This is a genomic window from Streptomyces sp. AC627_RSS907 (assembly GCF_019049165.1).
In genome coordinates this window covers 1-621 of record NZ_JAGMUE010000721.1, presented here as the reverse complement: position 1 = coordinate 621, position 621 = coordinate 1, and the positions used below count along the sequence as shown (strand labels likewise).

Genomic DNA, 621 nt, shown 5'->3' with positions numbered 1-621 from the left:
CGCCTACGAACCGCGTTGGGTGAGGAACTCCAAACGGGCTGCACGAGTTGGCTGGAGAGGGCAAGGTACCGAAGAACCTGCCGATGCTCCCGGACTGCGTGACGGTGCGTTCGGGCCTGGCTCAGGCCAGGGTGTAACCCAGTACGCCTCCGCGAATCTGACCCTCGCAGTTCGACTGGATGGAGTCGAAGATCTGGCGGTTCTCGTTCCGCAGGCACCGGAGCAGTGGAACGGTGGCGACTCCGTCCGGCTGGGTTGTGTAGAGCCAACCGAGACGGGTCACATACTGCTGGCCCTCACAGTTGACGTCTGTGCTGGTGAAGTGGTCGCCCCTGACCTGGCAGAGGTACAACGGTGTGGTGCCCGCGGCTGCGTAGGTGTACAGCGACCCGAGCGGCCCCTGGAGCTGGTAACCATTGGGGTGGTACCAGGTGTTGCTCTGGGTGTCGGAGCTTTTGTGATAGCGGTTGAGGACGAAAGTGGGCCCGGGAGCGTACGGATCTCCCGCACAGAGGTACTCGACCGCGACCTGCACATATCCGTTCGGGAGCTGATTGACCACGGTGGGGCCCTTAACCAGGTTGCACCGGGCGGGGTCGAACCCCCTGGACACGGCATTGT

Annotated in this window: 1 protein-coding gene; it reads right to left on the bottom strand. The window is 63.3% G+C overall.

Features of this window, described 5'->3' with window-relative positions; translation table 11 throughout:
• Positions 1-121: 121 nt before the first annotated feature.
• Positions 122-621: hypothetical protein (locus tag KUM32_RS38255; protein ID WP_217146425.1), on the bottom strand; the 500-nt coding region annotated here is incomplete at its 5' end.